Genomic DNA, 26,084 nt, shown 5'->3' with positions numbered 1-26,084 from the left:
GCGAAAGCCAAGCTTGCCCGGCTGCACTTGCGTATCGCAAACGTCCGCAAGGATGCTTTGCACAAGCTGACGACGACACTCGCGACGAACTACTCAACGATCGGCATTGAGGATTTGAACGTGTCGGGAATGCTGCGCAATGGCTCTCTGGCGCGCTCGATCGCCGATGCCGGGTTCTCCGAATTCCGTCGTCAACTGGAATACAAGGCCGCAATGACCGGCGCACAGGTGATCGTGATCGACCGCTTTTATCCGAGCAGCAAGACGTGTTCGGGATGCGGGACGATTCACGAAATCACGCTGCGCGACCGCGTGCTGTCGTGCAGCTGCGGTTTAAAGATGAACCACGACCTGAACGCGGCCATCAACATTCGGCGCCAAGCTCTGGCGTTGCAGTCTGTGGAGAGGAAGGCTCTGGCTGGCGCCTCGGCATCAGTGAAACCGGTCTCGGTGAAGCAGAAAAAGCGAGATGTGCACAGAAATGTGCAGACAGCTTAGAGCGGGCATGTGCAAGGTAGCGGGCAAATTCGAGGTTTCTTGAAGGCAGGCGACCGATGAAGCTCTGCGCTGAAGCGTGGTTTGCCGAACCGGTCGCACGAACGATGTCGTCGAGACGGTCACGAACAAACTGCTCGAGCTCCGGATAGCGTATCGTCAGCTCTCGGCAAAGCGCGTCGGAATCTGCCTCGTGCTGTGGCCCCAGTTTGCACCTCGAGCGGCCACGTGTGAGCTCCCCAGATATCCATCAGGACCCGTACTGTGCGTGTCTCGATGCCGCGATCAAGGCGCTCGATGATCCGATACGCAGTGGGGCGCGTGCGATCGGGGCCGTAGCCAAGGTCCCGACGCGGGTAGTGCGAAACGTTGCGTGGGCAAGAAAATGTCGACAACGGGCCAATGCTCGCGCCGGACGTGGGTGCTATTTGCGTAGCCAGTCCGTTTGCCAGGGATTCCCCTAATGCAACGATTGTCTGAGTTGCCCGACGCACTTGGGCGGTGAGAGGCGGGATTGCGAGCGGGCGAAGGTCAACTCGAAGTCGGCCCGTGATGTAGGTAGGTTGATGTTTTAAAAGGAGATTATTCCGATTCGTCGGAGTTCTGCTGCGGTGCAAGGTTCAAACTTAAGTGAACAAAGTTCAAAGTTAAGCGGATCTCGACTCTTCCAACGTCTCTTCTTGAATTTGTAATCCCTCGTCCATATAATTAGCACTCACCGCACGAGAGTGCTAACAACTCCGCTGGTTGGCGGCGCCAGCCGGCATACCTCAGCGTTCTTCAGTCCCAATCAAGAGAGGATCTATCCATGAACCTTCGTCCTTTGCATGATCGCGTGATCGTCAAGCGTCTGGATCAGGAAACCAAGACCGCGTCGGGCATCGTGATCCCCGAAGCCGCAGCAGAAAAGCCGGATCAAGGCGAAATCCTGGCTGTCGGCCCGGGCAAGCGTGACGACAAGGGCGCCCTGATCGCGCTCGACGTCAAGGTCGGCGATCGCGTCCTGTTCGGCAAGTACGCAGGCCAGACCGTCAAGGTCGACGGCAACGAACTGCTGGTGATGCGCGAAGAAGACATCATGGCCGTTGTCAACAAGTAATCACTTGTCCCGGTTCATTCTCAAGAATTCAAGGAGTTAGAAGATGGCAGCTAAAGACGTCGTGTTCGGCGATTCCGCCCGTGCCAAGATGGTTGAAGGCGTGAACATTCTCGCCAACGCAGTGAAGGTCACGCTGGGTCCCAAGGGCCGTAACGTTGTTCTCGAACGCAGCTTCGGCGGCCCGACGGTCACGAAGGACGGTGTTTCCGTCGCGAAGGAAATCGAGCTGAAGGACAAGCTCCAGAACATGGGCGCGCAAATGGTCAAGGAAGTTGCTTCCAAGACCAGCGACAACGCCGGTGACGGCACGACGACGGCAACGGTTCTGGCCCAGTCGATCGTTCGTGAAGGCATGAAGTACGTCGCATCGGGCATGAACCCGATGGACCTGAAGCGCGGCATCGACAAGGCCGTCGCAGCAGCAATCGAAGAGCTGCGCAAGATCAGCAAGCCCTGCACGACCAACAAGGAAATCGCACAGGTCGGCGCGATCTCGGCGAACAGCGACACGTCGATCGGCGATCGCATCGCTGAAGCGATGGACAAGGTCGGCAAGGAAGGCGTCATCACCGTCGAAGACGGCAAGTCGCTGCAAGACGAGCTGGACGTTGTCGAAGGTATGCAATTCGACCGCGGCTACCTGTCGCCGTACTTCATCAACAACCCGGACAAGCAGGTCGCCGTTCTCGAAAACCCGTTCGTGCTGCTGCATGACAAGAAGGTGTCGAACATCCGTGATCTGCTGCCGATTCTGGAACAGGTCGCGAAGGCTGGCCGTCCGCTGCTGATCATCGCTGAAGACGTCGAAGGCGAAGCACTGGCTACGCTGGTCGTCAATAACATCCGCGGCATCCTGAAGACGGTGGCTGTCAAGGCTCCGGGCTTCGGCGACCGTCGCAAGGCGATGCTGGAAGACATCGCGATCCTGACGGGTGGTCAGGTCATCGCTGAAGAAACCGGCCTGACGCTCGAAAAGGCTACGCTGAACGAACTCGGTCAAGCGAAGCGTATCGAAGTGGGCAAGGAAAACACGACGATCATCGACGGCGCTGGCGAAGCAGCAAGCATCGAAGCGCGCGTGAAGCAGGTTCGCACGCAAATCGAAGAAGCGACGTCGGACTACGACCGTGAAAAGCTGCAAGAGCGCGTGGCCAAGCTGGCTGGCGGTGTTGCAGTGATCAAGGTTGGCGCAGCGACCGAAGTTGAAATGAAGGAAAAGAAGGCACGTGTCGAAGACGCACTGCACGCAACGCGCGCAGCTGTGGAAGAAGGCATCGTGGCTGGCGGCGGCGTCGCGCTGATCCGCGCACGCAGCGCAATCGGTAGCGTGAAGGGTGACAACCCTGATCAGGACGCAGGTATCAAGATCGTTCTGCGCGCAATGGAAGAGCCGCTGCGCCAGATCGTCACGAACGGCGGCGAAGAAGCCAGCGTCGTGGTGGCAGCAGTTGCAGCAGGCACGGGCAACTACGGCTACAACGCAGCAACGGGCGAGTACGGTGACCTGGTGGAAGCCGGTGTTGTCGACCCGACCAAGGTGACGCGTACGGCACTGCAGAACGCAGCTTCCGTTGCTGGCCTGCTGCTGACGACGGACGCAGCTGTCTGCGAACTGCCGAAGGAAGACGCACCGATGGGTGGTGGCATGCCCGGTGGCATGGGCGGCATGGGCATGGACATGTAATTTCCGGGTAACTGGAATGCATGTGAGAGGCGCGCCGTGAGGTGCGCTTCTCATGCCAAAAGAAAAACCCGCAGAAATGCGGGTTTTTCTTTTGGTCCTTCAGTTTTAGCTAGCAGGCATGCATGCGAAGCGTTCAGCGTTGCAGCAGAAAGTGTTGGCGCAAATGATCGAGCACGCGTGACACGCTATCCGCTTCTGTCAGCGTGGTCGTGTCGATGAGCAGTTCGGGATTCGGCGGTGGTTCATAGGGCGCGGACACGCCCGTGAATGAAGTGATGGTTCCCGCCTGGGCCTTCGCATACAGCCCTTTGGGATCACGCTTCGCGCAATCGTTTGCTGAAGCGGACACATAAGTCTCGACAAAACTGTCGGTTCCGATGATGCCGCGGGCCATTGCTCTGTCATCACCCATCGGCGAAATCAGCGCGGCGATTACGATCAGCCCCGCGTCGTTCATCAATTGCGCGACGTGCGCGACCCGGCGGATGTTCTCTCGCCGGTCTTCTTTCGAAAAGCTGAGATCGCTTGTCAGGCCGTGGCGGACGTTGTCGCCGTCGAGCACGTAGCACGCGTGTCCCATCGACATCAGTTCGCGCTCCAGTCGGAACGCGATCGTCGATTTGCCGGCGCCCGACAAGCCCGTGAGCCATACGGTAACGGGCCTGTGCCCGAGCATCAATGCGCGGTCGCGGCCGGTGATGGTGCCGTTCAAGCGTTGTACAAACGGCTGAATGCGCTCGACGGACGGGCGGCCGTCCTGCTCATCACGAGCGGCGCGACCATTTGGCGCGCTGGTTTGGGCGCAGTGGGCACGCGGCTCGGAAGCGACGGCCGCGGCGCTGGGATGAAGTTCGTCCAATTCGGATTGTCCGTATGTTTCCGTCAGGGGCTCGACGGTCTGCCGTTGGGCCGCCTTGGCGACTGGCGTCGAACGAGGCTTCAACAGACAGCGGAAATAATTACAATCCGTAATTGTAGTATCTAAGAAATAGGACTGCTGTAACAGATAATTACTGCTGTAATACGTGATTTGCGAATTAACGCTTGACTGGAACGATTCTCACGGCGCTGCGTAACGTCGCGTGCGCCGCAGGATTTAGTGCCGCGCTTCACCCGGCGACGCGTCCGACCCGCCGCCCAGCGGCACCTCATCATCGCTGCTTCTCGCCCAGAAAAAACGATCCGGAAGATAAGCCCCCATCCCCGGTCGAAACGCAGCCTGCATCGCCTGGAACAGATACTCCTGTGCTTCACGGACCGCCTCGGCCGGTTCCTGGCCGTTAGCCAGCAGCGCGGCAATCGCGGCGCCGAGCGTATCGGTGATGCCCATGATCCGCTGCTGCCCACGGTCCCACATGTCCTGCCGCAACTGGCCGTCTTCGCTGAACAGCGTGTTGACGAGCCGATGCGTGCCCGTTTCCGTCGACAGGATGTATTCGCAACCTTGCGACAGCAGATGTGAGATCGCGGCGTCGAGGCTCGGCGCTTCGGCGTCGCCGTCCGGCTGCGCGAGCGCGAGCAGGGCGGTCGTGTCCGCGACGAGCAGCGTGGTTTGCGGCGCGAGCAGATCGGCGATGGCTTCACGCAGCTCGTCGGCGGCGAGCACATGCTCGTCGTCGAGCGTGAAGTCAGGCGCGAGGATAAGCGGGATGTCGTCGTAATCGGCGACCACTTCGGCGATCGCGCTGACCACTTCCGCGCGCGTGGCGGCGCCGACCTTGAAGGCGGCGATGGGCATATCCTCGAGCAGCATCCTCGCCTGGGTCGCCACGACTTCGGGGTCAAGCCCGGTGACCTCGTCGCAGCTCGCCGAGTCGCGCACCGTGTAGCCGGTCAGCACGGACACGCCGTGGCAACCCATGCTGGCAAGTGTCATCAGGTCGGCTTGCAATCCGGCGCCGCCCGTCGGGTCGGACAGGCCGAAGGTGAGAACGATCGGAGGGGTGTTGCTGGCCATGAAATTTTTGTGGTCGATGAGCGAAATGTTCGTGGGTCACAGCCGGCGCGCGATGCGCCCGAGAGCCCACACAGACGGCTCAATTATGCGGCCTTATACGCGTGCGAGGCATTTTTTCGCATCTGTCCGCGGGTCCGGTCACACATAACGCCGCAAAGTGTCGCGGACGACCGCTCGGACCCCGCATCCGCTAGGCATCGGGGCGGCAACACGGTACCATCATGGCTCCCGTTTCCCCGGACTTTTCGACGCGACTCAAGAATGGAATATAAGAGCTGGATGTGCCTGATCTGCGGCTGGATTTATGACGAAGAAGCTGGTCTGCCAGAGGAAGGAATCGCGCCGGGCACGCGCTGGGAAGATGTTCCCATCAATTGGACCTGTCCCGAGTGCGGCGCGCGCAAGGAAGACTTCGAGATGGTGCAGATCTGATCGATCCACCTTGGCGGTGGCGGCTATCCTTGCCCGCCACGCAAGGTCGATCGATTCGAAATGAATCGATTGCGCGCGCGTTGGAACATCGGCGCGCATGCGCTGTCGCAAGATAACGCGTCACAGAGCTTTGCTCGCGATTTATCACGGTGGTCTGGCAGGTGCTGTTTCGTGAGCATGGCGCTTTCAGTATCGCGAGGTTGCGAACTTGAGCGGTACCGCCGGCGTCATGTCGTAAGCTGAGAAAGCGGCACCGTTTCGGGGCTATGCGGTCGGTGGCCCGGCAATTGCACTACTTTCGCCATAGCGGCAGTTCCGGTGGCGCAGTATCGATGCCGCCTGACCACGCCGGCGTTCCTGCAGCCTGCTCATGACCCTTCGATCCGCATCGCCCGATACGCTCGACGCTTTACCGAATCCCCGCGGCGGCGCCGTCCGTCCCGCGGAGCAGGCCATTGCCGACGCGCTCGACGCGTTCGAGCAGCGGCGCGACATGACTGCGCAACTGCTGATCGCCGGGCGCGCGTTACGCGACGCAGGCTGGCTCGCCGCGCACCGTTTCACCGATGCATTGCTGCTCGTCTCGCCGATGGCTGCAAGCGGTCTCGCCGAAGAGGCGGCTGCGCGCGCTACTTTCGGCGCGGCGTTGCGTGCGTTTCGTGCGGCGCTAGAACGACGCAATCTACGCGAGCTTGGCTGCTCGGGCTCGCTTTTCGCGCATTACTGCGCGCTCAGCACGCATATCGCGCAGCACACGCCTGGCTACAGCATCACGTTCGAAGACATCGCGCTCGCCGGCCGGCCCGTTCCGCCCGTTTCGCTGCGTTCGCAATCGGCTGCGCGCCTGGCGCACCTGCGGGCGCGCTACGAGCAGGCGCTGCTGCCTGTGCTGCGCTCGAAGGGCCATGTCAGCACGAGCGCAGTGGCGGGCGCAGTCAATGCAGCGCTCGACGATCTCGACGCATGTCTCGTCGACCTGTCAGGTCCCGATCCCTACGATTTCTGGCGTCTCGCATTGGCGTGTTCGCGCGCGTTGCGCGCGACCGGCCGTTCTGTCGAAGACGTCGACACGCGGCGCTTCTATGCGCGTTGCAACATGGCGCTCGCCGATGAAGAACTCGGCATTCCGCTTGCGCCGCGCTCGCTGGTGCGCGCGACGCTCGCGCTGTTGTGGCGCGATTACGCGCTATTCGGCGCAGCCGCGGAAGATACCGAGCACGTCGAACTGCTGCGCGACTACGGTCTGACGGTCGACTGGCATATCGCTGGCACGCAGGCATCGGAAGCGCTGTGGGAAGCGGGCGCGCACCAGGCCGAGACGCTGGCGGCGCATGTCGCGATGACGCGCGAACTCGGCGTGCTGACGGTCAATGCCAACGCGTACGAAGACTTTTTGCAAACCGCCGACGCCGCGATCGCTGCGCTCAGGGATTACGCGCGCGCCGCCGACAATCCGCAGAAAGCCGACCCCAGCGCCGCGCTGCAGGCGGGCGATGCGGCATATCGTCTGGGCGCCGCTGCGTCGGCGCTCGGCCTCGGCCAGGTCGCGCTGCTCGCCGATGCATTGGGTCTCGCGTGGCGCCGCCGGGCGCATGCCGGCGTGTCGACACCTGCCGTGCGCGCGCATATCGTGGTCGAAGCGCCCGACGCGCGTTCACTCGAAACCGCTGCCGAGGCGTTGCGGGCGATGCTGCACAAGGTGGCGGCGGGCGTCGCGCCTCAGTCGGCGACGAACGTGCTGGCCGCGCTCACACGCGCCATCGAACAGGGCGGCGGCGCATAGCGAACCGTCCAGGTGGGCGAGGCGGCGCGGCGCCTTCGAGCTATGTCAATCGCTGCGCGATAGCGCACGCTCGTCGTTCCCGGCAAGGCCGGAGCGCGTGATAGAGTGCAGTTTCATGGACTGCGATCTCGTCGGCCGCGCGCTTGCAGACAGCTTGGCCGCAAAGACCGGCGAACAGCCCGCTGCACGATTCTGGCGCAACGCACGGGCCCCGCAGTCGCGCACCGTCTTTGCTAAAATCCGACTATGTCCAAGAGTAACGATCGCATCAATCTGACCAACCAGTTCCTGATCGCCATGCCCAACATGGCGGACCCCACGTTTTCAGGAACGGTGGTCTACGTTTGCGATCACAGCGAGCGCGGCGCGCTCGGTCTCGTCATCAACCGGCCGACCGATATCGACCTCGAGGCGCTCTTCAACCGTATCGATCTCAAGCTTGAGATCGAGCCTCTGCTGCATGTCCCCGTGTATTTCGGCGGCCCGGTGCAAACCGAGCGCGGCTTCGTGCTGCACGACGCTACGGAAAGCACCTATACATCGTCGATGCAAGTGCCGGGCGGACTCGAAATGACCACGTCAAAAGACGTGCTCGAAGCTGTCGCGAGCGGCAAGGGCCCGCAGCGTTTTCTGCTGACGCTCGGCCATGCAGGCTGGGGCGCGGGCCAGCTCGAGGACGAAATTTCGAAGAACGGCTGGCTCACGGTTCAGGCCGACCCGAAAATCGTGTTCGACGTGCCCGCCGAGGAGCGCTTCGAAGCAGCGCTCGCGCTGCTCGGCATTTCTTCTTCGATGCTCTCCGGCGAAGCAGGCCACGCATGAGCGGTGTAGCCGGACGTGAAGCGACGCTGCTTGCGTTCGACTATGGCGAAAAACGTATCGGTGTTGCCGTCGGCAATTCGCTTACCCGAAGCGCGCGGCCGCTCGTCGTGCTGCAAAACCGCAATCGGGAATATCGCTTCGAAGCCGTCGGCAAGCTGATCGACGAGTGGAAACCCGACGCGCTCGTCGTCGGCCTGCCGATGCATCCCGATGGCACTCCGCACGAAAGAACCCAGCTCGCCAAGCGCTTCGGCAACCAGCTGAACGGGCGCTTCAATCTGCCTGTTACGTGGGTCGACGAACGCTATTCGTCGGTCGAGGCGGAAGCGGGTATTCGTAGCGGAACGAGACAAGCGGGCATGCTCGACGCCGAAGCCGCGTGCATCATTCTTCAGCAATATCTGGACGGACTTTCCGATGAGCTCCATTGATGCCGAGGCGCTCTATCGCGCTTTGCTCGAACAGATTCGCGCCGTCTATGGCGACGCGCTGGGTGGTCCGGACGGTGCAGTGCTCGCCGGCATCTACAGCGGCGGCGTGTGGCTGGCCGAGCGTCTCGCCAAAGACCTGAACGTGCCGATCTTCGGCGTCATCAACGTCGCGCTGCACCGTGACGACTACGCGAAGAAAGGCTTGCATGCGCAGGCCAGCCCGACCTCGTTGCCGTTCGAAGTCGACAACCGCCGCATCGTGCTCGTCGACGACGTGCTGTACACGGGCCGCACGGTGCGCGCCGCGTTAAACGAACTGTACGACTATGGGCGTCCCGCGTCGGTCGAACTCGCGGTGCTCGCCGATCGCGGCGGGCGCGAGTTGCCGGTGGCGGCGCGCTTCGTCGGCGGCACGATCGAGGTGCCGGCGAATTCGACACTCGTGCTGTCGCGCGACGGCGATCGCCTCGCGTTTCACACCGAGCCACGCGCGGATTGAGCGGGTACGCAACGCTCGCTCAGCCCCGCAACGCTGTAACGACCAGCAGCACACGCAGTCCCCAGTCTGATTCAGGAACACCCATGAACACGCCCAACCCGGTTTCCCAAGGTTCCACCGTTTCGACCGACAATGCCGCGTCAGCGGACCGTTTTCGCTACGGTTTCCTGAAGGGCAATCCGCAGCTCACGAAGAACGGCGAGCTGAAGCATCTGCTGACAATCGAAGGCCTGCCGCGCGCGATCGTCAATCACATTCTCGACACCGCCGAGCAGTTCGTCAGCGTGACCGACCGCGAGGTGAAGAAGGTGCCGCTGTTGCGCGGCAAGTCGGTGTTCAACCTGTTCTTCGAAAACTCGACGCGCACGCGCACCACGTTCGAGATCGCCGCGAAACGGCTGTCAGCGGACGTGATCAATCTGAACATCAACGCGTCGTCGACGAGCAAGGGCGAGTCGCTGCTCGACACGATCAACAACCTGTCGGCGATGCATGCCGACATGTTCGTCGTGCGCCATGCTTCGAGCGGCGCGCCGTATCTGATCGCCGAGCATTGCGCGCCGCACGTGCATGTGATCAACGCGGGCGACGGCCGTCACGCACACCCGACGCAGGGTTTGCTCGACATGTACACGATCCGTCACTACAAGAAGGATTTCACGAATCTGCGCGTGGCGATCGTCGGCGACATTCTGCATTCGCGCGTTGCGCGCTCCGACATTCACGCGCTCACCACGCTCGGCGTTCCCGAAGTGCGCGCGATCGGCCCGCGCACGCTGCTGCCGGGAGGTCTCGAGCAGATGGGTGTGCGCGTGTTCCACAACCTCGACGAAGGGCTGAAGGACGTCGACGTCATCATCATGCTGCGTCTGCAGAACGAGCGGATGAGCGGCGCGTTGCTGCCGTCGGCGCAGGAGTACTTCAAGAGCTGGGGGCTGACACCCGAGCGTCTCGCGCTCGCGAAGCCCGATGCGATCGTGATGCATCCGGGCCCGATGAATCGCGGCGTCGAAATCGACTCGCAGGTGGCGGACGGGCCGCAATCGGTGATTCTCAATCAGGTGACGTTCGGCATCGCGGTGCGCATGGCGGTGATGGGCATCGTCGCGGGCAACAACGATTGATCAACGCCCGGCTCACGCAACCACATCAGGCACAGGCAGGCAAAAAAGGTAGCGCATGAAGATACATATTCAAGGTGGCACGTTGATCGACCCGGCGGCGGGCACCGAACGGCAGCAGGACGTGTTCATCGCGGCGGGCAAGATCGCTGCTGTCGGCAGCGCGCCGGCCGATTTCAACGCGGCCAGGACGATCGACGCGAAGGGTTTGTACGTGGCGCCGGGTTTCGTCGATCTGTCCGCGCGGCTGCGCGAACCTGGCTTCGAGCACAAGGCAACACTCGAATCGGAAACGGCCGCCGCGCTCGCAGGCGGCGTGACGAGCCTCGTGTGTCCGCCCGACACCGATCCCGTGCTCGACGAGCCGGGCCTCGTCGAAATGCTCAAGTTCCGCGCGCGCAATCTGAACCGCGCGCACGTGTATCCGCTGGGCGCGCTGACGGTCGGGCTCAAGGGGCAGGTGATCACCGAGATGGTCGCGCTGACGGAATCCGGTTGCATCGGCTTCTCGCAGGCTGATACGCCGATCGTCGATACTCAGGTGCTGCTGCGCGCGCTGCAGTACGCGAACACTTACGGCTATACGGTATGGCTGCGTCCGCAGGACGCGTATCTCGCGAAGGGCGGCGTCGCGGCGAGCGGTCCGCTCGCGTCGCGTCTCGGTCTGTCGGGCGTGCCAGTGTCGGCGGAAACGATCGCGCTGCACACGATCTTCGAACTCGTGCGCGTGACGGGCGCGCGCGTACATCTGTCGCATGTGTCGTCGGCGGCGGGCGTCGAGCTCATGCGCGCGGCGAAGGCAGAAGGCCTGCCTGTGACCTGCGACGTCACGATCAACCATGTGCATCTGATCGATATCGACATTGGCTACTTCGATGCGCAGTTCCGGCTCGATCCGCCGCTGCGTTCCCAGCGTGACCGCGAGGCCATTCGCGCGGGTCTGGTCGACGGCTCCATCGACGCGATCTGCTCGGACCACACGCCCGTCGACGACGACGAGAAGCTGTTGCCGTTCGCCGAGGCGACGCCGGGCGCGACGGGCTTGGAGTTGCTGCTGTCGCTGACGCTCAAGTGGGCCGACGAAGCGGGCGTGTCGCTCGCGAAGGCGCTGAACCGCATCACGGCCGCGCCCGCTGGCGTGCTGAAGCTGCCTGCTGGCTGTATCGAGGCCGGCGGGACGGCCGACCTGTGCGTGTTCGACCGCGACGCTCATTGGCGCGTCGAGCCACGCGCACTGAAGAGCCAGGGGCACAACACGCCCTTCCTCGGCTATGAGCTGCCGGCCCGCGTGCGCGCGACAGTCGTGTCGGGGCAGGTGGCGTTCGAGCAGCGCTGAGCGCGTCGCACATCGGCAAGAATGAAAAGATAAGCGGAAGACTTGCAACATGAAGCTCGCGTTTCGCAAGATTCGACTGGTTGTGCATCTGCTTCACGGTATGTGGGTCATCTGGACGCGCTTTCCGCGCGCAAGCGCGCAGCAGCGTCTGGAACTGAACCGTGCGTGGTCGCTACGCATGCTGCAGTTGTGCGGCATGCGCCTTGTCGTGCATAACGACGGCGCGCGGCTCGACGAAGGCGTGCTGGTCGTGGCGAACCACATTTCGTGGATCGATATTTACGTGATCAACGCCTGGCGTCCGACGCCGTTCGTGTCGAAGGCCGAGATCCGCAAGTGGCCGGTGGTCGGCTGGCTTGCGCAGCAGCTGGGTACCGTGTTCATTCAGCGTGAGAAGCGCAGCGACGCGAAACGCATCATGCATGAACTCGCCGAGCGGCTGAACGCGGGCGAACTGATGTGCGTATTTCCGGAGGGCACGACGTCCGACGGCGTTCAACTGCTGCCGTTTCACGCGAATATGTTTCAGGCGGCGGTGTCGGCTTCACGGCCGGTGCAGCCCGTGTGCATGATGTACGAGGATGCGCAGGGCCGGCAGTCGACGGCGCCGGCGTATATCGACGAGCTGTCACTTGGCGAGTCGCTCGATGCGCTGTTGCGCGCAGGTCCGCTGACGGCGCATGTGTATGTCGGCGCGCCGCTCGCGCCGGGCGCCGATCGGCGTTTGCTGGCGGCCGAGGCGCAGGCTTCCGTGGGCGCGGCGCTCGCCGCGCTGCAGGATCCCGAGGCGCGCCGCTCCGGCCAGATCGCGGACCGGACTCAGCAGTTCATCGACGCCGCTGCAGCAGCGAAAAATCCGCAAGAGCCGCTGGCCGATCCGGACGTTGACATGACGCGCCACGCGTAGCGCATCAGTTAGCATTCATTCTTCGCGTTTATGCGACGGCGCGGCAGCCTTTGCATTCCACCTGCGTGACCGTGCGTTCGGCGGGCGACTGCGCCAGTCGGACGGCCGACAACTGCTCGCCCCACACGCAGCCCGAATCGAGTCCGATCAGATTGTCGCGGACCATCAGGCCGAGCGCGGCCCAATGTCCGAAGACGACGGTAATGTCTTCGGTTTTGCGCCCCGGCACGTCGAACCAAGGCATGAAACCCGACGGCGCAGAATTGACGCCGCCGCTCGATGAGAAGTCCATCACGCCATCGGCATTGCAAAAGCGCATCCGCGTGAGTGCGGTGCACGTCAGGCGCAACCGGTCGATGCCCTTGAGACTCGGCTTCCAGCGGTTCGGCTCGTTGCCGTACAGGCCTGCGAGCGTCTCTTTCCAGTTCGGCGCGCGCAACGCACGTTGCAGCTCGTCGGCGAGTTCCAGCGTCAGATCCACGTCCCATTGAGGCAGTACGCCCGCGTGCACGAGCAGCATGCCGTTCTCGTAATGAACGAGCGGGCGGTGGCGGATCCAGTGCAGCAGATCTTTGGCGTCGGGCGCGGCGAGGATCTCATCGATCGTGTCGCCTTTCTTGGACTTTCTGATTCCCGCCGACACCGACAGCAGATGCAGGTCGTGATTGCCCAGCACGGGCACCGCGCGATTGCCGAGCGCGATGATGTCGCGCAGCGTCGCAAGCGACTCGCCGCCGCGATTGATCAGATCGCCCGCGAACCAGAGCGGCGCGTCGGCGGGCGGCGCAGCTTTCGCGAGAAGTTGCTGGAACTGGGTACGGCAGCCCTGCAGATCGCCGAAAGCGAGGGGAGGGGAGCTGGTGGAAACGGTCATCGGTAAGAAATGGTGGTCCGAAGGGGGCGGTGGCGCGCGTATATGGCTGCACCGCGATTCGCCCGGAATGGAGTTCGGCGCTAGCTGCATTGCACAACGCGACATGATAGCGCGCGATGCCCCGTCCGTCCGACATTGGCGGCAGGTTGATGGCGGTGCTGGGCCGTCCTGTCCGAAAACGCAGCGCAAGCGCTGAATTATTTTGATTTTTTTCAGATTTTTGGACGATTTTCTGACCGCCAAACTAACTTCCCACGACCCTGGGCGAACGAACGGGGCCGATTCATTCGTCCGATATAATCGGCCGCTGCCAGCGCCACAGGCGCTCAGATCAGGGAGGAAGGGATTTGCGGCATCCGTCTCAGCCAGTCATCCACCGCGTTCTCATCACGGGAGCGAGCGGTTTCACTGGTGCCTACGTGCGCGAAGAACTCGCCGACGCGGGCTATGAGGTCATCGGCACGACGGCGAGCGATCCGCAAGCCGGCGAGCGCACGCTCGACATCACGTCGCTGCCGGATTGCCGCCGCCTGATCGGCGAGCTAAAGCCTGAATTCATCGTGCATCTGGCGGCGATCAGCTTCGTCGCGCATGACGATCCGTTGGAAATGTACAACGTCAACGTGATCGGCACGACCAACCTGCTGCAGGCGTGCGTCGACGTCGGGCACGAGCCGCGCAAGATCCTGATTGCGAGCAGCGCGAACATCTACGGCAACGCGGAAGGCGTCGTCGACGAAGATGCGCCGGCTGCGCCTGTGAATCACTACGCGGCGAGCAAGCTGGCGATGGAGCATCTGGTGCGGACGTGGTTCGACCGGCTGCCAATCGTTGTCACGCGGCCTTTCAACTACACGGGGCGCGGGCAGTCCGAGCGTTTCCTGGTTCCGAAAATCGTTTCCCATTTTGTGCGGCGTCGACCGTTTATCGAGTTGGGAAATATCAACGTTGCGCGCGATTTTTCGGACGTGCGGATGGTCTCGCGGGCGTATCGGGCGCTGCTTGAAGCCCCTTTCGCGGGCGAAACGCTCAATGTGTGCAGCGGCAGTCCGCGGACCCTCACCGACATCATCGATATCGTGCGCGAGGCGTCCGGCCACGATCTGGAAGTGCGCGTAAATCCCGCCTTCGTCCGTCAAAATGAGGTCAAGGTGCTGGTTGGTTCGGCGAAAAGGCTGAATCGCGTCGTCCCCGACATGCCGGCCATCGGCATTGAAGACACCATCGACTGGATGCTTTCTCTCGCCTGATTTACAAACTGTCTCAGTTCGCTGGTGTTTCTCATCGACACCTTTATAATGGCCGGTTACGTGCCTACGTGCGCCCGTGTGACGCCCGGTTAGCTTTGCCGGTTGTTCCGACCGGTCAGGCAATAATTGCCAGGTCGCTGCCGCTCCGGCACGCGGTCCACTCGGCCAAGAAAATCTCAAGAAGGAATCCCATGATCCTGGTAACGGGCGGTGCCGGCTTTATCGGCGCCAATTTCGTGCTTGAATGGTTGAATGCTTCGAATGAGCCCGTCCTGAACCTGGACAAGCTCACGTACGCCGGCAACCTTGGCACGTTGAGATCGCAACAGGACAACCCTCGTCATGTCTTCGTGCGCGCCGACATCTGCGATCGTGCCACGCTGGACAAACTCTTCGCCGAACACAAGCCGCGCGCGGTGCTGCACTTTGCTGCAGAAAGTCATGTCGACCGCTCGATCCACGGGCCGGCGGACTTCGTGCAGACCAATGTGGTGGGCACGTTCACGTTGCTCGAAGCAGCAAGATCGTACTGGAACACGCTAAACGACGCAGACAAAGCGGCATTCCGCTTCCTGCACGTATCGACGGATGAAGTGTTCGGTTCGCTGTCGGCGACCGATCCGCAATTTTCCGAAACGACGCCTTACGCGCCGAACAGCCCGTATTCGGCCACCAAGGCAGGTTCCGACCATCTCGTGCGTGCCTATCACCACACGTACGGTCTGCCCGTGTTGACGACCAACTGCTCGAACAACTACGGCCCTTACCAGTTCCCCGAAAAGCTCATCCCGCTGATGATCGCCAACGCGCTCGCGGGCAAGCCGCTGCCCGTGTACGGCGACGGTCAGAACGTGCGCGACTGGCTCTATGTCGGCGACCATTGCAGCGCGATCCGCGAAGTGCTCGCGCGCGGCGTGCCCGGCGAGACATACAACGTCGGCGGCTGGAACGAGAAGAAGAACCTCGAAGTCGTGCACACGCTGTGCGATCTTCTCGACGAAAAGCGTGCGAAGGCGCAAGGCTCGTATCGCGACCAGATCACGTATGTGACGGACCGTCCGGGTCACGACCGCCGTTATGCGATCGATGCCCGCAAGCTCGAGCGCGAGCTTGGCTGGAAGCCGGCCGAAACGTTCGAAACGGGTCTCGCGAAGACGGTGCAGTGGTATCTCGACAACCAGGAGTGGGCCGACGAGGTCGCTTCGGGCGAGTACCGCAAGTGGGTCGAAACGAACTACGCGCAACGCGCGTAAGGGCGGAACGATGGCGCGCAAAGGCATTATTCTCGCGGGCGGATCGGGCACGCGGCTTTATCCGATCACGCACGTCGTGTCGAAGCAACTGCTTCCCGTGTACGACAAGCCGATGATCTATTACCCGCTGTCGACGCTGATGATCGCGGGCATTCGTGACGTGTTGGTCATTTCAACGCCGGAAGACACGCCGCGCTTTGAAACCATGCTCGGCGACGGCAGCCAGTGGGGCATGAACATCCAGTACGCGGTGCAGCCGTCGCCGGATGGCCTTGCGCAGGCTTTCATCATTGGCCGCGAGTTCGTCGGCAACGATCCATCCGCGCTGATTCTCGGCGACAACATCTTCTACGGTCACGATCTCGCGAAGCAGCTGGAGCGCGCCAACGCGCGCACCGACGGCGCGACCGTGTTCGCGTATCACGTGCACGATCCCGAGCGTTATGGCGTGGTTGAGTTCGACAAGCAATTCCACGCATTGTCGATCGAAGAAAAGCCCGTGAAACCGCGTTCGAACTATGCAGTGACGGGCCTGTACTTCTACGACAATCAAGTTTGCAATATTGCTGCCGACATCAAGCCTTCGGCTCGCGGCGAGCTTGAAATCACCGACGTGAACTCGCGCTATCTGTCCCAGCAAAAGCTGGACGTCGAGATCATGGGCCGCGGCTACGCCTGGCTCGACACGGGCACGCACGATTCGCTGATCGAGGCGGCCACCTTCATCGCGACGCTGCAAAAGCGCCAGGGGCTGGTGGTGGCGTGTCCGGAAGAGATCGCGTACCGCCGCCGATGGATCGACGACGAGCAGTTGCAGAAGCTGGCGAAGCCGCTTGCCAAGAACGCGTACGGCCAATATTTGCTGAATCTTTCGAAGGACCAAGTTGCATGGCCATCACGGTAACCGCCACGGCGCTCCCTGAAGTCAAGATCATCGAGCCGAAAGTATTCGGCGATGCGCGCGGCTTCTTCTACGAAAGTTTCAATGCGCGGGAGTTCGCGCAATTCGTTGCGACCGATGTCGAATTCGTGCAGGACAACCATTCGCGCTCGGCAAAGGGCGTACTGCGCGGCCTGCATTATCAGATCGAGCATGCTCAGGGCAAACTCGTGCGCGTGGTTGAAGGCGAAGTGTTCGATGTCGCCGTCGATCTGCGCAAGAGTTCGCCGAACTTCGGCAAGTGGGTGGGCGTGGTGCTGTCGGCGGAGAATCAACGGCAAATGTGGGTGCCGCCGGGTTTCGCGCATGGCTTCTGCGTGACCTCGGAAAGCGCCGATTTCCTCTACAAGACGACCGACTACTGGTTCCCCGAGCACGAGCGCAGCCTGCTGTGGAACGATCCGGCGCTTGGCATCGAATGGCCCGTCGTCGGCACGCCTCAGGTCGCGACGAAAGATGCGGCCGGGCGCCCGCTGAGTGAAGCCGAGGTGTACGCGTGAGAATTCTTTTGACGGGTCGCAACGGACAGGTCGGTTGGGAACTGCGCCGCGCGCTGTCGTCGCTGGGCGAAGTGATTGCGTGCGACCGCGAGCGCGCCGATCTGTCGAAGCCCGAAACGCTGGCGCAGCTCGTCGCGGACGTGCAACCGCACGTGGTGGTGAACGCAGCGGCTTACACGGCAGTCGATAACGCGGAGACGGACGAGGCGCTTGCGCATCGCGTGAACGCGGAATCGGTCGGCGTGCTGGCCGAAGCGGCGCGCAAGCATGGCGCGCTGTTCCTGCATTACTCGACCGATTATGTGTTCGACGGCACGGCCCGCGAGCCGTATCGCGAAGATGCGGCGGTTGCGCCGTTGAATGCTTACGGCCGTACCAAGCTCGCCGGCGAGCAGGCCATCGCGGCCGCGGGCGGCGACTGGCTGACGCTGCGTACCACGTGGGTCTACGCAACACGTGGCCGCAACTTCCTGCGCACGATGCTGCGTCTCGCCGCCGAGCGGGAAACGCTGCGCGTGGTCGCGGACCAGATTGGCACGCCGGCACCAGCGCGCATGATTGCCGATCTGACGGCGCATGTCGTTGCGCAGGCTCAGCGTGAGCGCGCGGCGGGCAGTTTCAGTTCTGGTATTTATCACATGACGGCAGCGGGCGAGACGTCCTGGCATGGCTTTGCCAGCGCGATCATCGATACCGCCCGAACCTCCGGCAAAGTGCCCGTGCAAACGACGAGCGTGGAGCCGATTTCTTCCGACGCTTATCCGACGCCGGCTCGTCGGCCCCAGTACTCGGTGCTCGACAACAGCGCCTTCGATCGGCGGTTCGGTTTGACCCGGGCCGGCTGGCAAGATGGCCTCGCCTTGGCACTCGACGATCTCTTCTCGCTTTAATCCGGCGTCACATTCGAATATGGACACCCCACTGGGAACAACAAAACGGCTGGCGCATCCGCTCGCAGTCGTTTATTCGCTCACCAACAACTGGCCGCTGATCGTTCAGTTCGTCAAGCGCGAGGTGGCGGGCCGCTACAAGGGCTCGTTCCTCGGCCTGTTCTGGTCTTTCATCACGCCACTGTTGATGTTGAGCATCTATACGTTCGTGTTCGGCTTCGTGTTCAAGTCGCGCTGGCGTGCGGAATCGACTTCGCATATCGAGTTCGCGGTCGTGATGTTCGTGGGCGTGCTGTCGCACAACCTCATCTCGGAATGCCTGACGCGCGCGCCAATGCTCGTCGTCGGTAATCCGAACTATGTGAAGAAGGTCGTTTTCCCGCTCGAAACGCTACCGTGGATCGCGATTGGAACGGCGCTGTTTCACATGCTCGTGGCGTTCGTCATTCTGCTGGTGGCGATTTTCCTGTGGCAGGGACATGTGCCCTGGACCGTAGTGTTCGTGCCGTTGATCCTCCTTCCTTATGTCGTGCTGATTGCGGGTCTCGTGTGGTTCCTCGCGTCGTTCGGCGTGTTCATGCGCGACCTGGGGCAGGTGATGGGTATCGTTTCTTCGCTGCTGATGTTCATGGCGCCGGTCTTCTATCCGCTGAGCTCGGTGCCGCCGAAGCTGCAAGCCGTGATCATGCTCAATCCGCTGACTTTCGTGATCGACCAGTTTCGCACCGTCGCAATCTGGGGCGGTCAGCTCAACTGGATCGGATTGCTGATCTACGCTGTCGTTGCCTACGTGATCGCGTCGCTGGGGCTGCTGTGGTTCCAGAAAACACGTAAGGGGTTCGCCGATGTGCTCTGACAGCGTCAAGCAAACAGCTGTCGAGGTACACGGCCTCGGCAAGCGTTACGAGATCTACGGGAAGCCGCAAGACCGTCTGAAGCAGATGGTCTTACCGCGTCTTTCGCGGCTCGTCGGTCGCCAGCCGAAAGAGTATTTTCGTGAGTTCTGGGCGCTGCGCGATGTCAATCTGACGGTTGGCGTCGGCGAGACGGTGGCGATCATCGGTCAGAACGGATCGGGTAAGTCGACGTTTCTGCAGCTGGTGTGCGGGACGTTGTCGCCGACACAGGGTGAAGTTCTGCGTCGTGGGCGCGTTGCCGCGCTGCTCGAACTGGGTGCGGGCTTCAACCCCGAGTTTACGGGCGAGGAGAATGTATTCCTGAGCGGGATGCTCTACGGGCTGACGGAAGCGCAACTAAAAGAGCGCTACAAGTCGATCATCGAATTCGCCGAGATCGGCGATTTCGTGTCGCAGCCCGTCAAGACGTATTCGAGCGGGATGTATGTGCGTCTCGCGTTTGCGATTGCCGCGCACGTCGATGCCGATGTGCTGGTCGTCGACGAGGCGCTGTCTGTCGGTGACGTACGCTTTACGCAGAAGTGCATGCGCTTTTTGCGAGAGTTCCAGAAGAACGGCACGCTGCTGTTTGTCAGCCACGATGTCGGCGCGGTGACGAGCCTGTGCTCGCGCGCGGTCTGGCTCGATCGTGGTTCCGTGCGGCTGGACGGGCCGGCGAAAGAAGTCGTCGAGGCTTATCTGGCCGAGCAGCATGTGCTGGATCGAAAAGCGCAGGGCGTGACGGTGACGGCAGCCAAGGCAGAGCGTGCGCGGGCGAAGATGGTTCAACTTGATGTGATCGACCAGCGGGCCGAACAGTTAAAAGGCAGTAATTCGATCAAGCTGTTCGAGTTCGACGCGGATGCTCACTCGGGTTCGTTCGGTGCAGGCGGAGCCACTATTTCGAACGTCGCGATGATTGATGAAGACGGGCACGCTCTGCAGATGGTCCAGGGCGGCGAACTCGTGACCTTGGATATCGCGGTGGACATTCACTCCGCGCTATCAGGCCTCATTGTTGGTTTCTATCTGAAGGATAGACTGGGTCAGAGACTGTTCGGCGCAAACACGCACCTAAGCCACGAGAATTCGATTGAAGGCGAAGCGAGCGATCAGATTCACGCTTCGTTTCAGTTCCGTATGCCTTATTTGCCGATTGGGGCTTATTCGTTCGATGCGGCGGTGGCGTCAGGAACGCAACACGATCATACGCAGCAACAATGGGTGCATGACGCTCTGCAGTTCCGCGCTATTGAAAGTCCATTTAGTCATGGGCTGATCGGTATCCCAATGCTCAAGATCAGCGTAGAGAAAGAGAGGTCAATCGTCTGATGGAATTCACTGGTGAACGCTATATACCGACGGAAGCCGGCGACATCCGATACGAGCATTGGCACCGCTATGGATGGGCCGCGCAGGCGCTGAAGGGCCTGAAGGTACTCGATATCGCGTGCGGCGAAGGGTACGGCTCGAACATCCTGTCGAAGTACGCTGAATCGGTAACGGGCGTCGATATCTCCGACGAGGCCGTCGAACACGCGACGGACCGCTACGGCCACGTTGCGAATCTGTCTTTCCGGCAAGGCAGCGCCGCGGAAATTCCGCTGCCGGACGCGACGTTCGACGCCGTGGTGTCGTTCGAGACGCTGGAGCATCTGACGCTGCATGAAGAAATGTTGTCGGAGATTCACCGCGTTCTGAAGCCGGGTGGAGTCCTGATTCTGTCGTCGCCAAATAAGAAGGTTTATTCCGACGACCGCAATTTCCACAACGAATTTCACGTCAAGGAACTGTACTTCGACGAACTGGATGCGCTCGTCAAGCGCCATTTCGCTGCCGTCAAGTATTACGGGCAGCGGCTGGCGACGAGTTCGATCATCCTGCCGACGGAAGGCTCCGATCCGAACTATTCCGCGCTGACGCTCGAAGGCGATGTCGTTGATGGGCGCACGCCTCATCTCGATGGGGTGATGTACTTTCTGGCGGTGTGTTTCAAGGAAGGCGGCGCGCTGCCGCAACTGCATTCGTCTGTGTTCTTCGAACAGGGCAGCGATCTTTATGCGCGCCAGGAAGAGATCATTGCATGGGCGACACGGCAAACTGTAGAAATCGAAGCGCGCGACGAAGTCATCCGCAAGCAGCAGGCCGAATTCGAGGAGCGCACGCAGTGGGCGCTTTCTCTCGACGCCGAATTGCAGAGTCTAAAAGAGGCGATGGCCAGCCGCGTGCCTGGTCAGGTTCATGCCATTCTGAACCGCCGATACGAAGGCGTGCGCCACGAACTCGACGAACTTCAGGAGGCCATCGGCATACTGCAGGCCGAACTGATGGCGATGCACAATTCGACTTCATGGCGAATCACGCGTCCGCTGCGTGGCGCCATCCGCGTTGCGCGCGGCGACATTGGCCCGTATGTGCAGAAGCTGCGCCCATACGCCAAGCGCTGGGGTTACACGGCATATCGCACGCTGCCGTTCAGTCCGCGTGTCAAGGCGCGCCTCGCCGAAATGGTGTTCCGCGTCGCCGGTCCGCTGTTCGAAGGCGTCGTCTATTACGAAACATGGAAGCGCAAGGGCCAGCCCTTGCCGCAGATTCTTGGCCGCGGCCCCATCGCGATCGAGAAGGCCGACGAAGTCATCGCCGGTTTGAGCTTGCCCGAAGTCGAGAATCCACGCGTATCGGTGATCATCCCGACGTACGGAAACCTGCCTCACACGCTGTCGTGCGTGCGTTCGATTGCCGAGCATATGCCGGCCGTGCCAATCGAAGTGATCGTTGCCGAAGACGTGTCGGGCGACGCGAACATCCTGCGCATGAAGGAGATTCCGGGTCTTCGCTTCATCGAAAATCCGAAGAACCTTGGGTTCGTGCGCTGCTGCAACTCCGCGGCGACGCATGCGCGCGGCGAGTACGTCTACTTCCTTAACAACGACACGGAAGTGACGCCCGGCTGGCTCGACACGCTGCTCGCGGTCTTCGAATCGCGCAAGGACTGCGGGATGGTCGGCTCGAAGCTGGTCTATCCGGATGGGCGGCTGCAGGAGGCGGGCGGCATCCTGTGGAAGGATGCGTCCGCGTGGAATTACGGACGTCTTGATGACGCGTCGAAGAGCCGCTACAACTACGTGCGCGAAACCGACTATGCGTCGGGCGCCTCGCTGCTGATCAAGCGCGATTTCTTCGACAAGCTGGGCGGCTTCGACGAACTGTACGTGCCCGCATATTGCGAAGATTCGGACCTTGCGTTCAAGGTGCGTCAGGCGGGCAAGAAGCTCTATTACCAGCCAGCGTCCGTCATCGTTCATTACGAAGGCATCTCTAACGGCACCGACACGGCTTCGGGTGTGAAGGCGTATCAGGTCGAGAACCAGAAGAAGTTCCACGAACGCTGGCGCAGCGTGCTGGAATCGCAGCATTTCGATAACGGCACGAATGTCGCAGCCGCATCGGAGCGCTCGGCAGACCGGCAGACGGTTCTGATCGTCGATCACTACGTGCCGCAGCCGGACCGCGATGCCGGTTCGCGCTCAGTGGTCTGCTTCATCCGCGTGTTGCTGGAAATGGGTCTGAACGTAAAGTTCTGGCCGCAGAACCTGTGGTACGACGAGGACTACGTGCGACCGCTGCAGCAGATGGGCGTCGAAGTTTTCTACGGCCCGGAGTTCCTCGACGGCTTTGATGCGTGGCTGGAAAAAACCGATCTCACGCTCGACTACGTGCTGCTGAACCGTCCGCATGTGAGCGAATCGTTTATCAAGCCGCTGCGCAAATTCCGGCCTGAGGCCAAGCTGCTCTATTACGGCCACGATTTGCATTTTGCACGCCTGCAAAAAGAGTTCGAGGTGTCCGGCAATCAGAAGCTGCTGCGCCAGGCCGAGACCGAAAAGTCGCGAGAAATGGCTGTGTGGAATGCGGTGGACGTCGTCTATTACCCGTCTCAAGCGGAGACTGACACGGTGCGGCAGATGGCGCCGAAGGTCGACGCGCGCACCTTGCCGCCGTATTTCTTCGAACGTCGTCCAAAGCAGGATACGGCAGAGACGCTAGGCGAGCGCAGCCATATCATCTTCGTTGCTGGCTTCGGCCATCCGCCGAATGTGGACGCTGCGAAGTGGCTGGTCGGCGAGATCCTGCCGCGCATCCGGGAGGCTGTGCCGCATATCCACCTGATGCTGGTTGGCTCCAATCCCACCGATGAAGTGAAGGCGCTCGCCGGTCCATCCGTCAACGTGACGGGCTACGTTAGCGACGAACGTCTCGCGGAACTGTACGATCTTGCGCGCGTGGCGATCGTGCCGTTGCGCTTCGGCGCGGGCGTGAAGAACAAGGTGGTTGAAGCGATGAACTTCGGCACGCCGCTCGTGACGACATCGGTCGGCGTGCAAGGCATGCCTGGCCTCGACGCGTTCCTGCCGATCTCCGACGATCCCGCCGCGCTGGCCGATTACGTGATCGAACTGCTGCGCAATGACGAGCGCTGGTTCGCGGTGTCAGACGCGGGGCGCGAGTACGTCGCGGCCAACTTCTCGAGCGACGCGATCCGCGCAGTCTTCGCACAGGACATGGACAGAAAGGTTGAATCAACACATGGCTAACACTTACACACCCGGCACCGTGCGCGCCCGCGCGCCGTTGCGATTGGGCCTCGCTGGCGGCGGCACCGATGTGTCGCCGTATTCCGACGATTTCGGTGGTCTCGTTCTGAACGCCACGATCGACAAGTTTGCCTACGCGACCATCATGCCGCGCGACGACGAAACGATCGAACTCGTTGCCGCAGACAATTCGATCCAGTGGTCGGGCGCTTCCAGCGCGAAGCTCGAACTCGTCAAGGGACTGGAATTGCACGTTGGCGTTTATAACCGCATCGTGCGCGATTACAACGAGGGCCGTCCGCTCGCCGTCACGGTGACGACGCATTCTGAAGCGCCGCCGGGATCGGGTTTGGGTTCGTCGTCGACGATGGTTGTCGCGCTCGTGCATGCGTTCGCCGAATTTCTGCAGATTCCGCTGGGCGAATACGATATCGCGCAACTGGCGTATGACATCGAACGTGTCGATCTTGCCTTTGCGGGCGGTAAGCAGGATCAGTACGCGGCAGCTTTCGGCGGCTTCAATTTCATGGAGTTCTACGGCGATCGCGTGATCGTGAATCCGTTGCGTATCAAGCAATCGATTCGCGCGGAACTCGAATCGTCGCTGGTGCTGTTCTATACGGGTGTGTCGCGCGAGTCCGCGAAGATCATCCAGCAACAGACGGATAGCGTGAAGAGCGGCAACAACACGTCGCTCGACGCGTTGCACCGCGTGAAGCAGGAAGCGACTCGCATGAAAGAAGCGGTGCTGAAGGGCGATTTCGCCAGCTTTGCCGAGTCGATGCGATTGTCGTGGGCATCGAAGAAATTGATGGCGACGAGCATCAGCAACTCGAGCATCGACGCGATCTATGACGCCGCGATTGCGGCGGGCGCGCTGGCGGGCAAGGTATCCGGCGCTGGCGGTGGCGGCTTCATGATGTTCGTCGTCGATCCGACGAAGCGCCCGAGCGTGATTCGCGCGCTGGAAAAATTCAATGGCCAGGTATTTACCTGCAATTTCACCGAGCACGGCGCATATTCCTGGAGGACGCAATGAAGGACACTATTCGCACGGAAATCTCGAAGGCAATCGAAATCTTCAACGCGATTCACGCCGACGACGCACTGCTCGACAAGGTTGCCGGGTTTGCACAAACGATCGTTGACGCACTCAACGCGGGCAACAAGGTGCTGATCGCCGGTAACGGCGGCAGCGCGGCCGACGCCCAGCACATCGCGGGCGAATTCGTGAGCCGTTTCAACTACGATCGTCCGGGCCTGCCGGCATTTGCATTGACGACGGATACGTCGGTTATGACGGCGATCGGCAACGACTACGGCTATGAGAAGCTGTTCTCGCGCCAGGTCCAGGCAGTCGGCAGGAAGGGCGACATTTTCTGGGGCATTTCGACCTCGGGCAAGTCGCCGAACGTGCTCGCCGCGATGCACGAAGCGCGTAATAACGGCCTTTACGTGGCCGGCTTCACGGGTGCGAGCGGCAACGCAATGGCTGAACTGGCTGACGTTTGCATTGAAGTGCCGTCGCGCGAGACGCCGAAGATCCAGGAAGGTCACATCCTGCTCGGCCATATCGTCTGCGCGCTCGTCGAATCCAGCATTTTCCCGCGCACATGATTCCGGCAATCGTTCTGGCGGGCGGCCTCGGCACGCGTCTGCGTTCGGTCGTGCCCGATCTGCCCAAGCCGATGGCGGAAGTGGCGGGCAAGCCGTTTCTGTGGTGGGTGCTGCGCCGTCTCGAGGCGCAGGGTATCGGCGACGTGTATCTGTCCGTCGGCTACAAGCGCGAGACGATCGAAGCGTACTTCGGCGCGAAGTTCGGCGCGTTGAACGTGCATTACGTGGTCGAAGACGAACCGCTCGGCACGGGCGGCGCGATCGCCAAGGCGTTCGATGCGATCGGCGGCGAAGAGGCGTTCGTCCTCAACGGAGACACGATGACGATCGTCGAGTTTGCCGAACTGCGCTCGGCGGCTGCGTCCGATGTCGATCTCGCAATGGCGGTTGCCAAGCTCGACGACGTCGCACGGTATGGCGCAGTTGATTTCGACGCCACGTCGATGCGCCGCGTGACGGCTTTTCGCGAGAAGGGGCAGACGGGCGCCGGCTTCATTAATGCGGGTGTATATCTCGTGAAGCGGGAGGCGCTGAAGCGCTATCCGTTGCCCGAGAAGTTCTCGTTCGAGCAGGATTTCCTGCATGCGCATCTCGCCGATTTACGCGTCAGTGCCGTGCCGGCGGTGAGCCAACTGATCGATATCGGTGTGCCGGATGATTACGCGCTAGCGCAAACGCTCGTGCCGAAAATGGTGGCGTGACG

25 protein-coding genes are annotated in these 26,084 nt (G+C 61.6%); 22 read left to right on the top strand and 3 right to left on the bottom strand.

What is annotated here, in order from left to right; genetic code table 11:
• The 3 genes from SB822_RS36280 to groL all read left to right on the top strand — a co-directional run.
• Positions 1 to 498, top strand: a 498-nt coding sequence (locus SB822_RS36280; protein ID WP_410856823.1) for an RNA-guided endonuclease InsQ/TnpB family protein, incomplete at its 5' end; no start/stop codon positions are given.
• Positions 499 to 1,303: 805 nt separating this feature from the next.
• Positions 1,304 to 1,594 carry a co-chaperone GroES gene (locus SB822_RS36275; RefSeq protein WP_007589096.1) on the top strand — a complete coding sequence of 97 codons (291 nt, stop codon included), beginning with the start codon at positions 1,304 to 1,306 and terminating at the stop codon, positions 1,592 to 1,594.
• 43 nt (positions 1,595 to 1,637) lie between these two features.
• Positions 1,638 to 3,278, top strand: coding sequence for a chaperonin GroEL (gene groL / locus SB822_RS36270; RefSeq protein WP_410856822.1), 1,641 nt, complete (start codon positions 1,638 to 1,640; stop codon positions 3,276 to 3,278).
• 133 nt (positions 3,279 to 3,411) lie between these two features.
• Here groL and cysC read toward each other — a convergent pair whose 3' ends face one another.
• A complete protein-coding gene (gene cysC, locus SB822_RS36265) occupies positions 3,412 to 4,011 on the bottom strand; it encodes an adenylyl-sulfate kinase (RefSeq protein ID WP_410856827.1) in 600 nt (199 codons plus the stop codon).
• A 363-nt stretch (positions 4,012 to 4,374) separates the two neighbouring features.
• Positions 4,375 to 5,235, bottom strand: coding sequence for a hydroxymethylpyrimidine/phosphomethylpyrimidine kinase (locus SB822_RS36260; RefSeq protein ID WP_007589089.1), 861 nt, complete (start codon positions 5,233 to 5,235; stop codon positions 4,375 to 4,377).
• Between the two features lie 261 nt (positions 5,236 to 5,496).
• Between SB822_RS36260 and SB822_RS36255 the strand changes: the two genes are divergently transcribed.
• The 8 genes from SB822_RS36255 (at position 5,497) to SB822_RS36220 (ending at position 12,566) form a co-directional block, all read left to right on the top strand.
• A complete protein-coding gene (locus SB822_RS36255; RefSeq protein ID WP_004186709.1) occupies positions 5,497 to 5,667 on the top strand; it encodes a rubredoxin in 171 nt (56 codons plus the stop codon).
• A 370-nt stretch (positions 5,668 to 6,037) separates the two neighbouring features.
• Positions 6,038 to 7,450, top strand: a complete 1,413-nt coding sequence (locus tag SB822_RS36250) for a hypothetical protein (protein ID WP_410856821.1) — start codon at positions 6,038 to 6,040, stop codon at positions 7,448 to 7,450.
• A gap of 246 nt (positions 7,451 to 7,696) precedes the next feature.
• On the top strand, positions 7,697 to 8,272 hold the full coding sequence (locus tag SB822_RS36245; RefSeq protein ID WP_410856820.1) for a YqgE/AlgH family protein: 576 nt from the start codon (positions 7,697 to 7,699) through the stop codon (positions 8,270 to 8,272).
• Complete coding sequence (gene ruvX, locus SB822_RS36240; RefSeq protein WP_410856819.1) at positions 8,269 to 8,703, top strand: Holliday junction resolvase RuvX; 435 nt, start codon at positions 8,269 to 8,271, stop codon at positions 8,701 to 8,703. Before SB822_RS36245 ends, ruvX begins: the two co-directional genes overlap by 4 nt.
• Positions 8,690 to 9,202, top strand: coding sequence for a bifunctional pyr operon transcriptional regulator/uracil phosphoribosyltransferase PyrR (pyrR, locus tag SB822_RS36235; protein ID WP_410856818.1), 513 nt, complete (start codon positions 8,690 to 8,692; stop codon positions 9,200 to 9,202). The genes ruvX and pyrR overlap by 14 nt, the downstream gene beginning before the upstream one ends.
• 83 nt (positions 9,203 to 9,285) lie before the next feature.
• Positions 9,286 to 10,326 carry an aspartate carbamoyltransferase catalytic subunit gene (locus SB822_RS36230; RefSeq protein ID WP_042307408.1) on the top strand — a complete coding sequence of 347 codons (1,041 nt, stop codon included), beginning with the start codon at positions 9,286 to 9,288 and terminating at the stop codon, positions 10,324 to 10,326.
• A 55-nt stretch (positions 10,327 to 10,381) separates the two neighbouring features.
• Positions 10,382 to 11,659 (top strand): dihydroorotase, encoded by a 1,278-nt coding sequence (locus SB822_RS36225; protein WP_410856817.1) that lies wholly within the window; start codon positions 10,382 to 10,384, stop codon positions 11,657 to 11,659.
• A gap of 49 nt (positions 11,660 to 11,708) precedes the next feature.
• Positions 11,709 to 12,566 carry a lysophospholipid acyltransferase family protein gene (locus tag SB822_RS36220; protein WP_410856816.1) on the top strand — a complete coding sequence of 286 codons (858 nt, stop codon included), beginning with the start codon at positions 11,709 to 11,711 and terminating at the stop codon, positions 12,564 to 12,566.
• Between the two features lie 28 nt (positions 12,567 to 12,594).
• Here SB822_RS36220 and SB822_RS36215 read toward each other — a convergent pair whose 3' ends face one another.
• Entirely contained in the window at positions 12,595 to 13,440 is an 846-nt protein-coding gene (locus tag SB822_RS36215) for a symmetrical bis(5'-nucleosyl)-tetraphosphatase (protein ID WP_410856815.1), read from the bottom strand.
• Positions 13,441 to 13,787: 347 nt separating this feature from the next.
• On the opposite strand from SB822_RS36215, the gene SB822_RS36210 reads away from it, so the two are divergent.
• The 11 genes from SB822_RS36210 (at position 13,788) to SB822_RS36160 (ending at position 26,082) form a co-directional block, all read left to right on the top strand.
• Positions 13,788 to 14,690: an NAD-dependent epimerase/dehydratase family protein gene (locus SB822_RS36210; protein WP_410856814.1), complete on the top strand. Its 903-nt coding sequence runs from the start codon at positions 13,788 to 13,790 to the stop codon at positions 14,688 to 14,690.
• A 191-nt stretch (positions 14,691 to 14,881) separates the two neighbouring features.
• On the top strand, positions 14,882 to 15,943 hold the full coding sequence (rfbB, locus tag SB822_RS36205; RefSeq protein WP_410856813.1) for a dTDP-glucose 4,6-dehydratase: 1,062 nt from the start codon (positions 14,882 to 14,884) through the stop codon (positions 15,941 to 15,943).
• Between the two features lie 10 nt (positions 15,944 to 15,953).
• The gene (gene rfbA / locus SB822_RS36200) at positions 15,954 to 16,847 is read left to right on the top strand and encodes a glucose-1-phosphate thymidylyltransferase RfbA (RefSeq protein WP_410856812.1); all 894 of its coding nucleotides are present in this window, start codon (positions 15,954 to 15,956) and stop codon (positions 16,845 to 16,847) included.
• The gene (rfbC, locus tag SB822_RS36195; RefSeq protein ID WP_410856811.1) at positions 16,832 to 17,383 is read left to right on the top strand and encodes a dTDP-4-dehydrorhamnose 3,5-epimerase; all 552 of its coding nucleotides are present in this window, start codon (positions 16,832 to 16,834) and stop codon (positions 17,381 to 17,383) included. The genes rfbA and rfbC overlap by 16 nt, the downstream gene beginning before the upstream one ends.
• On the top strand, positions 17,380 to 18,273 hold the full coding sequence (gene rfbD, locus SB822_RS36190; RefSeq protein ID WP_410856810.1) for a dTDP-4-dehydrorhamnose reductase: 894 nt from the start codon (positions 17,380 to 17,382) through the stop codon (positions 18,271 to 18,273). The genes rfbC and rfbD overlap by 4 nt, the downstream gene beginning before the upstream one ends.
• 19 nt (positions 18,274 to 18,292) lie before the next feature.
• Complete coding sequence (locus SB822_RS36185; protein WP_410856809.1) at positions 18,293 to 19,129, top strand: ABC transporter permease; 837 nt, start codon at positions 18,293 to 18,295, stop codon at positions 19,127 to 19,129.
• Complete coding sequence (locus SB822_RS36180) at positions 19,119 to 20,501, top strand: ABC transporter ATP-binding protein (protein WP_410856808.1); 1,383 nt, start codon at positions 19,119 to 19,121, stop codon at positions 20,499 to 20,501. Before SB822_RS36185 ends, SB822_RS36180 begins: the two co-directional genes overlap by 11 nt.
• On the top strand, positions 20,501 to 23,764 hold the full coding sequence (locus SB822_RS36175) for a methyltransferase domain-containing protein (protein ID WP_410856807.1): 3,264 nt from the start codon (positions 20,501 to 20,503) through the stop codon (positions 23,762 to 23,764). Before SB822_RS36180 ends, SB822_RS36175 begins: the two co-directional genes overlap by 1 nt.
• Entirely contained in the window at positions 23,757 to 24,803 is a 1,047-nt protein-coding gene (locus SB822_RS36170) for a dehydrogenase (protein ID WP_410856806.1), read from the top strand. The genes SB822_RS36175 and SB822_RS36170 overlap by 8 nt, the downstream gene beginning before the upstream one ends.
• Positions 24,800 to 25,381, top strand: coding sequence for an SIS domain-containing protein (locus tag SB822_RS36165; RefSeq protein ID WP_410856805.1), 582 nt, complete (start codon positions 24,800 to 24,802; stop codon positions 25,379 to 25,381). Before SB822_RS36170 ends, SB822_RS36165 begins: the two co-directional genes overlap by 4 nt.
• The gene (locus SB822_RS36160; RefSeq protein WP_410856804.1) at positions 25,378 to 26,082 is read left to right on the top strand and encodes a nucleotidyltransferase family protein; all 705 of its coding nucleotides are present in this window, start codon (positions 25,378 to 25,380) and stop codon (positions 26,080 to 26,082) included. Before SB822_RS36165 ends, SB822_RS36160 begins: the two co-directional genes overlap by 4 nt.
• Positions 26,083 to 26,084 lie beyond the last annotated feature (2 nt).

It is taken from the genome of Paraburkholderia sp. SIMBA_054, from assembly GCF_046534875.1.
GTDB classification, from domain to species: Bacteria; Pseudomonadota; Gammaproteobacteria; order Burkholderiales; family Burkholderiaceae; genus Paraburkholderia; species Paraburkholderia hospita.
Note: the sequence above shows the minus strand (reverse complement) of the source record. Positions and strands in the feature narration are given on the sequence as shown.

Bases quoted from the DNA above. Each gene is read 5' to 3' on its own strand.
- SB822_RS36275 (WP_007589096.1), top strand. From the start codon at position 1,304: ATGAACCTTCGTCCTTTGCATGATCGCGTGATCGTCAAGCGTCTGGAT.
- groL (WP_410856822.1), top strand. From the start codon at position 1,638: ATGGCAGCTAAAGACGTCGTGTTCGGCGATTCCGCCCGTGCCAAGATG.
- SB822_RS36260 (WP_007589089.1), bottom strand. From the start codon at position 5,235: ATGGCCAGCAACACCCCTCCGATCGTTCTCACCTTCGGCCTGTCCGAC.
- SB822_RS36255 (WP_004186709.1), top strand. From the start codon at position 5,497: ATGGAATATAAGAGCTGGATGTGCCTGATCTGCGGCTGGATTTATGAC.
- SB822_RS36250 (WP_410856821.1), top strand. From the start codon at position 6,038: ATGACCCTTCGATCCGCATCGCCCGATACGCTCGACGCTTTACCGAAT.
- SB822_RS36245 (WP_410856820.1), top strand. From the start codon at position 7,697: ATGTCCAAGAGTAACGATCGCATCAATCTGACCAACCAGTTCCTGATC.
- ruvX (WP_410856819.1), top strand. From the start codon at position 8,269: ATGAGCGGTGTAGCCGGACGTGAAGCGACGCTGCTTGCGTTCGACTAT.
- pyrR (WP_410856818.1), top strand. From the start codon at position 8,690: ATGAGCTCCATTGATGCCGAGGCGCTCTATCGCGCTTTGCTCGAACAG.
- SB822_RS36230 (WP_042307408.1), top strand. From the start codon at position 9,286: ATGAACACGCCCAACCCGGTTTCCCAAGGTTCCACCGTTTCGACCGAC.
- SB822_RS36225 (WP_410856817.1), top strand. From the start codon at position 10,382: ATGAAGATACATATTCAAGGTGGCACGTTGATCGACCCGGCGGCGGGC.
- SB822_RS36220 (WP_410856816.1), top strand. From the start codon at position 11,709: ATGAAGCTCGCGTTTCGCAAGATTCGACTGGTTGTGCATCTGCTTCAC.
- SB822_RS36215 (WP_410856815.1), bottom strand. From the start codon at position 13,440: ATGACCGTTTCCACCAGCTCCCCTCCCCTCGCTTTCGGCGATCTGCAG.
- rfbB (WP_410856813.1), top strand. From the start codon at position 14,882: ATGATCCTGGTAACGGGCGGTGCCGGCTTTATCGGCGCCAATTTCGTG.
- rfbA (WP_410856812.1), top strand. From the start codon at position 15,954: ATGGCGCGCAAAGGCATTATTCTCGCGGGCGGATCGGGCACGCGGCTT.
- rfbC (WP_410856811.1), top strand. From the start codon at position 16,832: ATGGCCATCACGGTAACCGCCACGGCGCTCCCTGAAGTCAAGATCATC.
- SB822_RS36185 (WP_410856809.1), top strand. From the start codon at position 18,293: ATGGACACCCCACTGGGAACAACAAAACGGCTGGCGCATCCGCTCGCA.
- SB822_RS36180 (WP_410856808.1), top strand. From the start codon at position 19,119: ATGTGCTCTGACAGCGTCAAGCAAACAGCTGTCGAGGTACACGGCCTC.
- SB822_RS36175 (WP_410856807.1), top strand. From the start codon at position 20,501: ATGGAATTCACTGGTGAACGCTATATACCGACGGAAGCCGGCGACATC.
- SB822_RS36170 (WP_410856806.1), top strand. From the start codon at position 23,757: ATGGCTAACACTTACACACCCGGCACCGTGCGCGCCCGCGCGCCGTTG.
- SB822_RS36165 (WP_410856805.1), top strand. From the start codon at position 24,800: ATGAAGGACACTATTCGCACGGAAATCTCGAAGGCAATCGAAATCTTC.
- SB822_RS36160 (WP_410856804.1), top strand. From the start codon at position 25,378: ATGATTCCGGCAATCGTTCTGGCGGGCGGCCTCGGCACGCGTCTGCGT.